This window comes from Oceanicaulis sp. UBA2681 (assembly GCF_002354675.1).
In the GTDB taxonomy this organism is placed as follows: Bacteria; Pseudomonadota; Alphaproteobacteria; order Caulobacterales; family Maricaulaceae; genus Oceanicaulis; species Oceanicaulis alexandrii.
Map to the genome: position 1 here is coordinate 57525 of NZ_DEMB01000003.1, position 8004 is coordinate 65528.

The 8004-nt window shown below is 62.9% G+C and carries 10 protein-coding genes; 7 read left to right on the forward strand and 3 right to left on the reverse strand.

The genetic code is table 11. From position 1 onward, the window contains the following. Positions 1-24 precede the first annotated feature (24 nt). The 3 genes from B3M53_RS00895 to B3M53_RS00905 are packed head-to-tail and all read left to right on the forward strand — an operon-like array spanning position 25 to position 2944. Complete coding sequence (locus B3M53_RS00895) at positions 25-798, forward strand: tyrosine-protein phosphatase (RefSeq protein WP_273019402.1); 774 nt, start codon at positions 25-27, stop codon at positions 796-798. Continuing rightward, positions 795-2123 (forward strand): aminodeoxychorismate synthase component I, encoded by a 1329-nt coding sequence (gene pabB / locus B3M53_RS00900; protein ID WP_273019400.1) that lies wholly within the window; start codon positions 795-797, stop codon positions 2121-2123. The genes B3M53_RS00895 and pabB overlap by 4 nt, the downstream gene beginning before the upstream one ends. Next, the gene (locus B3M53_RS00905; RefSeq protein ID WP_273019398.1) at positions 2120-2944 is read left to right on the forward strand and encodes an aminotransferase class IV; all 825 of its coding nucleotides are present in this window, start codon (positions 2120-2122) and stop codon (positions 2942-2944) included. Before pabB ends, B3M53_RS00905 begins: the two co-directional genes overlap by 4 nt. Here the strand turns inward: B3M53_RS00905 and B3M53_RS00910 are convergent. From B3M53_RS00910 to B3M53_RS00920, 3 genes are all read right to left on the reverse strand, one after another. Further along, entirely contained in the window at positions 2941-3477 is a 537-nt protein-coding gene (locus tag B3M53_RS00910; RefSeq protein ID WP_022701482.1) for a TadE/TadG family type IV pilus assembly protein, read from the reverse strand. The genes B3M53_RS00905 and B3M53_RS00910 overlap by 4 nt on opposite strands. Positions 3478-3481: 4 nt before the next feature. Beyond that, positions 3482-4018: a TadE/TadG family type IV pilus assembly protein gene (locus B3M53_RS00915; protein WP_273019396.1), complete on the reverse strand. Its 537-nt coding sequence runs from the start codon at positions 4016-4018 to the stop codon at positions 3482-3484. A 67-nt stretch (positions 4019-4085) separates the two neighbouring features. Next, positions 4086-4532: a pilus assembly protein N-terminal domain-containing protein gene (locus B3M53_RS00920; RefSeq protein WP_022701484.1), complete on the reverse strand. Its 447-nt coding sequence runs from the start codon at positions 4530-4532 to the stop codon at positions 4086-4088. Between the two features lie 340 nt (positions 4533-4872). On the opposite strand from B3M53_RS00920, the gene B3M53_RS00925 reads away from it, so the two are divergent. The 4 genes from B3M53_RS00925 to B3M53_RS00940 all read left to right on the forward strand — a co-directional run. Further along, positions 4873-5085, forward strand: a complete 213-nt coding sequence (locus tag B3M53_RS00925) for a Flp family type IVb pilin (RefSeq protein WP_273019393.1) — start codon at positions 4873-4875, stop codon at positions 5083-5085. A gap of 153 nt (positions 5086-5238) precedes the next feature. Beyond that, positions 5239-5742: an A24 family peptidase gene (locus B3M53_RS00930; protein WP_273019391.1), complete on the forward strand. Its 504-nt coding sequence runs from the start codon at positions 5239-5241 to the stop codon at positions 5740-5742. Positions 5743-5838: 96 nt separating this feature from the next. Beyond that, positions 5839-6642 carry a Flp pilus assembly protein CpaB gene (gene cpaB, locus B3M53_RS00935; protein ID WP_022701487.1) on the forward strand — a complete coding sequence of 268 codons (804 nt, stop codon included), beginning with the start codon at positions 5839-5841 and terminating at the stop codon, positions 6640-6642. Then, the coding region (locus B3M53_RS00940) for a type II and III secretion system protein family protein (protein ID WP_286799469.1) at positions 6639-8004 on the forward strand (1366 nt) is incomplete at its 3' end. The genes cpaB and B3M53_RS00940, both read left to right, overlap by 4 nt.

Sequence of the window (8004 nt, forward strand, 5' to 3'; positions counted from 1 at the left end):
CGTATTCAGATTTACCTCATCTGCATGACAGATCGCGTTTTGCCTCTCGCCGGCGTTTATAACTTTCGCCATTTCGGCGCCTACCCGCTCAACGGCGGGGGACAGGTGCGTGACCGCCTTTATCGTTCGGGCCAGTTTTCCCGCGCGACCAAGGAGGATGTGCAGGCCCTGGACGGGCTCAATATCAAGGTCGTGGCCGATTTGCGTCGCCCCAGGGAACGTGAGCTGGAGCCGTCCCATTGGGGCGAGAGCGACGCTGTGACCGTGCTTAGCTCTGACCATGCCGGACATGCCGAGCCGCCGCATCTGGCGTTCTTGCGAGAGAGCGATCTGACCCTCGATAACATCCGCGGCTTCATGCAGAAGACCTATGAGCGTTTGCCTTTTGACCCGGGCAACAAGGCGGTGTTCAAGGCCGGGTTTGAAGCGCTGGCGCACTCTGACCCTGAAGACGGGTTCGTTGTGCACTGCGCAGCGGGCAAGGACCGAACAGGCATTTTCTGCGCCTTCTTGCTGCTGGAGCTGGGCGTCGATGCGGACGCCGTGCGCGAAGATTATCTGATGACCAATACAGCCGTGGATTATGACGAGCTGGCGCCGCGCTTCGCCAAACGCATCCGCGAAGGCATGGGGCGTGATGTCGGCGATCGTGAGATCCGCGCCTTTCTGGGGGTGGAGGAGTCCTATCTCGACACCGCGATGGACGCCGTGGGCGATGTGCCCGGCTATCTGCGCGGCGAGCTGGGTCTGAGTGACGCCGTGATCGCGCAATTGCACGAGCGGCTGAAAACCTCGTGATCGCGGCGCCGGACCGGGCGCAGACGCTGGACTGGGTCGAGCCGGTCCAGGCGCTCAAGGCTTTCGAGGCTGTGCCCTATACCCTCTTGCTTCAAGGTGGCGGCGCCCAGCCCTGGGGGCGTAAAAGCTATCTGTGCGCCTATCCTGACTTCATCGTTCAAGACGACGACCCGTCCAGAGGATTTGATCGTCTCAAGGCGGGCTATCGTCCTGTGAGCCTGTCGCAGGCTGACGGGTTTTCCGGCGGCTATGCGGGTCTGTTCGCTTATGATCTGGGCCAGGCGTTCGAAGACCTGCCGGTCTGCCCCCCGGCGCCCGGCGGGTGTCCCGTCGTGGCCATGGGCTGGTATGAGGCGGTGCTGGAGTTTGATCACGGGACGCGAACCGTCCGGGCGTTAGGGGCGCCGAAGGCGGCGGCCCGGCTGATTGATGCGCTCAAGACGGCTGCATCTGAATTTGAACCGTCCGTCAGCGAAGGGTGCTTGTCTCAGGACTGGCCCGATGCGCGCTATCTGGAGGCCGTCGAGACGGCGCGGGATTATATCCGCGCGGGCGACGTGTTTCAGGTCAACCTCTCCCACGCTTTCACCGGTCATATGACGGGACCGCAAGCGCCGCTGGCGCTCTTTGAGCGTCTGATCGCCGACAGCCCGTCCGCCTTCTCGGCCTGGTTCCGTCTCAGTGAGGACCAGGTCATCGTCACCAATTCTCCCGAGCGTTTCGTGCAGGCGTCAGCAAGCGGTGAGGTGGAGACCCGGCCCATCAAAGGCACAAGGCCGCGCCGGGCGGACCCCGATCAGGACCGGGTTGAAGCGGACGCGCTGGCCGCTTCGCTCAAGGATCGCGCGGAAAACCTGATGATCGTGGATCTGATGCGCAATGATCTGGCGCGGGTCTGTGAGCCCGGCAGCGTCAAGACGCCCGAACTGTTCAGCGTGGAAAGCTATGCCAATGTCCATCATCTGGTCTCCACCGTTCGGGGGCGGTTGCGGTCCGACCTCAACGTCTTTGACCTGATCGCGGCGACGTTTCCGCCCGGCTCCATCACCGGGGCGCCCAAAGTGCGCGCCATGGAGATTATCGCTGAACTCGAAGAACAAAGCCGCGGGGCCTATTGCGGCGCGCTGGGCTGGCTGGGCGCCGATGGCGCGTGTGATCTCAACGTGATGATCCGCACCGCCAGCCTTCGGAAGGCCGAGACGGGCTGGGATGTTCAGGTGCGCTCTGGCGGCGCGATCACGATTGATTCAGTCCCTGAAGACGAGCTGGCGGAAACCCGGGACAAGGCGGCGGCCTTGAAGGCGGCGATTGAGGGGCGTCGATGACAAAGCTCTGGCTGAACGGTGAAATGCTGGATGCGGACGCCGCCCGTATTGGTCCGTCCGACCGCGGTTTTCTTCTGGGCGACGGCGCGTTTGAAACCCTGCGGTATGAGACGGGCGAGTTACGGCGTTGGCCGCGCCACAGCGCGCGCCTTCAAGGCGCCCTGCAGCACATCGAGATCCCCTGTCCGGACTGGAATCTCTTGCATGATGCGGCGACAAAGCTGTGTCAGGCGAACGCGCTTGAGCGCGCCATGGTGCGGCTGACGGTGTCTCGCGGCCCGTCCGGAGCTGGCCTGGCGCCGCCTGTGGGAACTGAGCCGACGGTGCTGATCACGGCGGCTGCACTGCCGACCGCGCCCGCTGCACTGAGCGCGCGGATCGTTGAAAGTGCGCGGCGCGATGCGCGAAACATTTCCAGCCGCTACAAGCTGACCACTTACGCTGACATGCTGGCGGCGCGGCGCGACGCGGTGCGCCAGGGCGCGGACATGGCGCTGGTCCTGTCAGCCCAGGATCATGTGTCCAGCGCAGACAGCGCCAATCTGTTCTGGGTGAAAGAGGGGCGGCTATTTACCCCGGATCTCTCCTGCGGATGCTTGCCGGGGACCAGCCGCGCGGCGCTGATTGCGGCGTTGAAGGCTGAGGGAGAGGTTGTGATCGAGGGCCGGTTCTCGCCGGACGTCCTGATGCAGGCTGACGCAGTGTTCGTCACCAATGCCGTGCGAGGCGTCGTGCCGCTCTCGCGCGTGGATGATCGCGGCTTTTCAACTGAAGACAGTCAGCTTTCCCGGATGAAGGCGCTCTGTGACGTCGCGCTCTAGCCGCGGCGAACCCAGGGGCCGCGCCGGGGGCGCAAATAGGCGGTGTCAGACAAGGTGATCGGGGTGCGCGTCAGTTCGCCCAGATTGGTGGAAAAGACGTAATCGGCCTCCACCATGATGATCGAGTTCATCGGCGCCAAAAGCCCATCGGGCAGTTCGGGCAGACTGTCTGTGTCCAGCGGGGTCATCCCCTCGCCATCACTCCAGTCGACGAAAATCTCTTCGTCGGCATCCATGCGGATCGAGGTGATGCGCAGGCTCAGCGGCGCGGTGTCGAACGGGTTCAGGATGGCGTCCGCGGCGGCGTAGATGTCGATCAGGTCGGCATCGGTGATAAAATCGTCCTGGGTCACAAGGTCGGCCACGGAATTGGCGACCTGAGAGACCTTGCGATCCGCCGTCAGCCCCAGCGTCAGCTGCACCGAGCCCAGATAGAGCGCGATCATGAAGGGCGCGAGCAGGGCGAACTCCACGGCCGAGACGCCGCGCGTGTCGCGCCGAAAGCTCAGCAACAATTGGATGAATTGGCGCATGGGGCTACTCAAACGGTTCATTGCGGAACACGGCGGTCGCCGTGATCAGGCGCTTGTTGCCGCTCATATTGGACATGCCCGAGATCACGCCCGGCGCCAGCAATTGCCAGTCATAAAACACGCGCACCACCACCACATCGCCGCCGCCCCCCGGATCGAAGGTGAAGTCGGAACCGTCGATGTCGCCGTCACCGTTCAGGGGCGTATTGGTGGAGCTTGATGAGAAGGAGTCAAAGGTGCGCACATCCACCTGAATGCGGCTGCAATCGGCGACGGCGCTGATGCGTTCACAGATCGCCCCGCGAAAATCCTCAACGGTCTCATTGGATTGTTGCAGCTGGCCGGTCCGGATGGTGCGCGCGGCTTCATGGACGCCATTCTCGATGATGGTGGAGCCCAGAAAGAACAGCGCCACTTCCAGCGTGGCGAAGATCAACAGGAAGAACGGCGCTGCGATCAGCGCGAACTCGACAGCCGCCGCGCCCCGTCGCGCACGGATGAACCGTTGCAAGCTGTGTTTGATCGTCGCCCTCAGCGGCATGATCCGTCCCTCTCAATGAAGGGAGGAGTATGCGGCAAAGCGCTTAATGCCCGATGAAACGGAAGGGTTAATTCGACGCGGGTCCTGCGCCGTCACGGATCGCATTGCGCTGGATGTTCATGTCATTGAACCAGACTTGGTCATCACCGATCTGGGGCAGGGCCTGGCAGGTCGGCGCGCAGACATAGGTTTCAGGCCGTCCTGAATTGCGAAAGATCTGAACGGCGTTGCTGTCAGGCTGCGCGACCACCAGGTCGGAGGTGTAAAGGACGCGGCCTGCGTCATCGAGCACGATGAGATTGGTGCGGCCAAACACCTTGCCGGTCACGAACAAGGTGCGGGAGTCATAGAGCGTGGCGTCGGCGATGCCCGGATTGCCCACGATCACGCCCGCCGCGTCGCCGGGCAGCCGGATCAGGCCGGCCTGATCAGCGGACACGACAAATTCGCGCGCCTGAGCGGACCCCAGACCCAGAACCAGACACACAGCGATGGCGGCAGCACGAAAACCCATGACAGGCCTCTCTATATATAGCTGACACCAGTATGGGCTTGGGCCGTGAAGGAAACCTAAACGCCGCTTATGTGTCGCCGTCTTGCGATCGGGCTGCGAGGAGGGGTAGTGGAAAGGCCTGTTAGGCGATTGTTTATTTGTATTGAATTTTTAAGGTCGCATTGAATGCTGTTTACTTTTCATTAGTCATGGCGTGAGCTTTTGATATTTACCCAAAATAAAGCATGGATTTTTACTCGCTTTAAATCGTCTTCGGGTTTTACTCCACATGCATTCAGGACGGGGCGGGAACAAGGCTGCGCTCCTGGGGCCACAGAAAAATATCTATGGAGTGGATGGGATGAACAATCTGGTTTCGCGTTTTCTGAAAGATGAGTCTGGCGCTACTGCGATCGAATACGGCCTGATCGCCGCGCTGATCGCTGTCGTGATCATTACGGCCGTGACGACCCTCGGCACCAACCTCAGCACCACCTTCACCAATGTGGGCACGCAGCTTTCGACCGCAAACGGCGGCGCGGCTGGCGGCGGTGCAGGCGGCGGCGAAGGCTAAGCCTCGCAGCGCTGACTACAGCAACGCATGTGAAAAGCCGTCCCGAAAGGGACGGCTTTTCTGCATTTGACGAGACTTTGATCGCTGTTTGAGAAGCCTTAAGCATAAGCGCCTAGGCTCCACGCTTCCTGTTACGAAGTCCGGGTCCGGGTCATGATCTCCAATATCGCCCTGTTGGGTTTTGCATTTCTGATGCTCTGCGCGGTCTGGTATGACGTGCGCAGCTTCACCATTCCCAATTGGGTGCCGGGCGCCTTGATTGTCTGCTGGGTCGTGGCCGCGCCTTTTCTGGGTTTGAGTTGGATGGACGCCGGTTTGTCCTTTCTATCGGGATTGGGCGTTTTGTTGCTCGGCATGGCGCTCTGGGCGCCGGGTTGGGTTGGCGGCGGTGATGTGAAATTGCTGGCCGCGGGCGCGCTGTGGTTCGGCTGGCCGGATGCGATGGCCTTTGTGCTGATCGCGGTGGCGGCGGGCGGCGTCCTGGCAGTGATCCTGGTGGTCTTGCGCCAGGTCGCACATTTGCTGCCGATTTCATCTGACGTTCTGGGCTCGACCGCGCTCGCTCAGGGGGCGCCGGTGCCCTATGCCATCGCCATTACGGCGGGGGCGTTGCTGGTGCTGCCTCAGGCCCAGATGTTCGCCGTCTACACCGGATAGTTAACGCGCTGATCACCCAGCATTAACGCGGCCTTGAGAATTATCGGCTCTGATGCCTGCTGACGCCTTGTGCGCAAAAGGGTTTTGGGGTCCGACATGAACGCTGTCCGCCTGATCGTGCTTGCTGTCGCTGCGCTGGCGGCTGTTTTCGCCGCCGTCTTCGTGCGCGGCGCCATGCAGCCTGCCGCCGCGCCGGCGCCTGTCATTGTAGAGCAGGCGGCCGAGCCTGAAGTGATGCAGGTGCTGGTCGCTGCGCGCGACGTCAGCCCCTCCATGCGCGTCAGCGCTTCTGATTTTCGCTGGGCGGACTGGCCGGTCGAAGCCGTCATGCCAGCCTTCCTCAATCGCAATGACAATCCGGACGCGCTTGAAACCCTGAGCGGCTCGATCGCTCGCGCCGCCTTTGTGGACGGCGAGCCGATCCTGCCTGGCAAGCTGGTGCAGCCGGGCGAGGCGGGCTTCATGGCCGCCGTCATTGATCCGGGCATGCGCGCTGTGGCTGTGCCGATCTCGGCGGAATCCGGCGCTGGCGGCTTCATCCTGCCCAATGACCGGGTGGATGTTCTGGTCACCACCTCGGCGCGCGACATGGGCTATGTCTCTGAAGTGCTGGTCGAGAATGTGCGCGTGCTCGCTATTGATCAGACCTATGTGGAGGATGGCGAAAGCGTCGTGCTGGGCTCGACCGCCACGCTGGAGCTGACCCCTGAACAGACCCGCGCCGTCGCGCTGGGCGTCGCGGCGGGCGATATCGTTCTGGCCTTGCGCTCGGTCGCGGATCGCGAAGGCGGGCCGCGTTTGCCGGATGGATCGTCTGGCGCGAACAGCGGCAATGGCCGTGAAGTGCGCATCATCCGGTATGGCGCCGAACAGCGCGTCGCCCTGGGAGGGACGCCATGATGATATCCATCTCCAAGGCTGTCTGCGCCGCCGCTCTTCTTGCGGCGGCTTGCGTGTCTCCGGCCCAGGGCCAATTGTCTGGCGGCCGGACCGAAGCCAACAACACCTTGCAAGTGCATATCCGTGAGCCTGGCGCGGGTCCGGCGTCGGAAAGCCTGCAGCTGCCGCTGGGGCAGGCCGCCGTCATCCATTTGCCCGATGACGCCGCCGATGTGGTCATCGCCAATGACGATGTCGCCAGCGCCGTGGTGCGCACAACCCGGCGCGCTTTCGTGCTGGGACAGGCCGTGGGCCGCACCAACATCTTCTTTTTTGACGCCGATGGCGGCTTGATCCTCGACCTCAATGTCCGGGTCGAGCGCGACATCGCCGCGCTTCAGGATGCGCTGGACCGCTTTGTGCCCGAAGGCCGGGTGCAGGCGGAAAGCATGAACGCCAATATCGTGCTGTCCGGCCAGGTTCCCTCCGCCTCCGCCGCTGACACCGCCTTGCAGGTGGCGCGGCGCTGGGTGGACAATCCCGATCAGGTGGTCTCCTTCCTGACCGTGGAAGGGCGCGACCAGGTCACCTTGCAGGTGCGCATCGTCGAGATGGAGCGTACTTTGGTGCGCCAGCTGGGCGTGAATCTGAGCGGTGAACAAGCCTTTGGCGAGTTCACGCCGAACATTCGCACCGCCGCCACCAATGATCGCGGCGATCCGCTGTTTGACCAGAACGGCGCACCCATCTTTGAAGTGTACCAGCCCGGCCGGTTCCAGAATTCGTCGTCCTGGGGCACCTCGAACGCCTTTGGCGTCGCGGGCGCGGCGCTCGGCGGTCTGGCAGGCACGATCGGCACGCGGAACCTGGTGGATGGCGTGCTGCAAAGCTCCATCTCCGCCACGCTGAACGCGCTCGAGCGCGTGGGGCTCGTGCGGACGCTGGCCGAACCCAACATCACCGCCATTTCCGGCGAGCCGGCGCAATTCCTGGCGGGCGGGGAGTTCCCTGTGCCGGTCGGACGCGACCGCGACGGCAATGTCACCATCGAATTCAAACCCTTCGGCGTCGGTCTGGGCTTCACCCCGGTCGTATTGTCTGAAGGCCGGATTTCGCTGCGGGTCTCCACGGAAGTCTCCGAGCTGTCCAATGAAGGCGCGATTTCCTTGAATTCGACCGTGCTCACGGACAGCGACGGCAATGTCACCGGCACGGTGCCCGGCGTGACCATTCCGGCCCTGTCGGTGAACCGGGCCGAGACCACTGTCGAGCTGCCCTCAGGCGGTTCCATGGTGATCGCAGGCCTGATCCGCGAAGAGACGCGTCAGGCCATGGACAGTGTTCCGGGGATCGAGCGCATGCCGGTGCTGGGCTCGCTCTTCC

Excerpts from the sequence above, each read along its gene's own strand:
- B3M53_RS00920 (WP_022701484.1), bottom strand. The coding sequence starts at position 4,532 with ATGGGTTTTCGTGCTGCCGCCATCGCTGTGTGTCTGGTTCTGGGTCTG.
- B3M53_RS00915 (WP_273019396.1), bottom strand. The coding sequence starts at position 4,018 with ATGCCGCTGAGGGCGACGATCAAACACAGCTTGCAACGGTTCATCCGT.
- B3M53_RS00895 (WP_273019402.1), top strand. The coding sequence starts at position 25 with ATGACAGATCGCGTTTTGCCTCTCGCCGGCGTTTATAACTTTCGCCAT.
- B3M53_RS00925 (WP_273019393.1), top strand. The coding sequence starts at position 4,873 with ATGAACAATCTGGTTTCGCGTTTTCTGAAAGATGAGTCTGGCGCTACT.
- B3M53_RS00930 (WP_273019391.1), top strand. The coding sequence starts at position 5,239 with ATGATCTCCAATATCGCCCTGTTGGGTTTTGCATTTCTGATGCTCTGC.
- cpaB (WP_022701487.1), top strand. The coding sequence starts at position 5,839 with ATGAACGCTGTCCGCCTGATCGTGCTTGCTGTCGCTGCGCTGGCGGCT.
- B3M53_RS00905 (WP_273019398.1), top strand. The coding sequence starts at position 2,120 with ATGACAAAGCTCTGGCTGAACGGTGAAATGCTGGATGCGGACGCCGCC.
- B3M53_RS00910 (WP_022701482.1), bottom strand. The coding sequence starts at position 3,477 with ATGCGCCAATTCATCCAATTGTTGCTGAGCTTTCGGCGCGACACGCGC.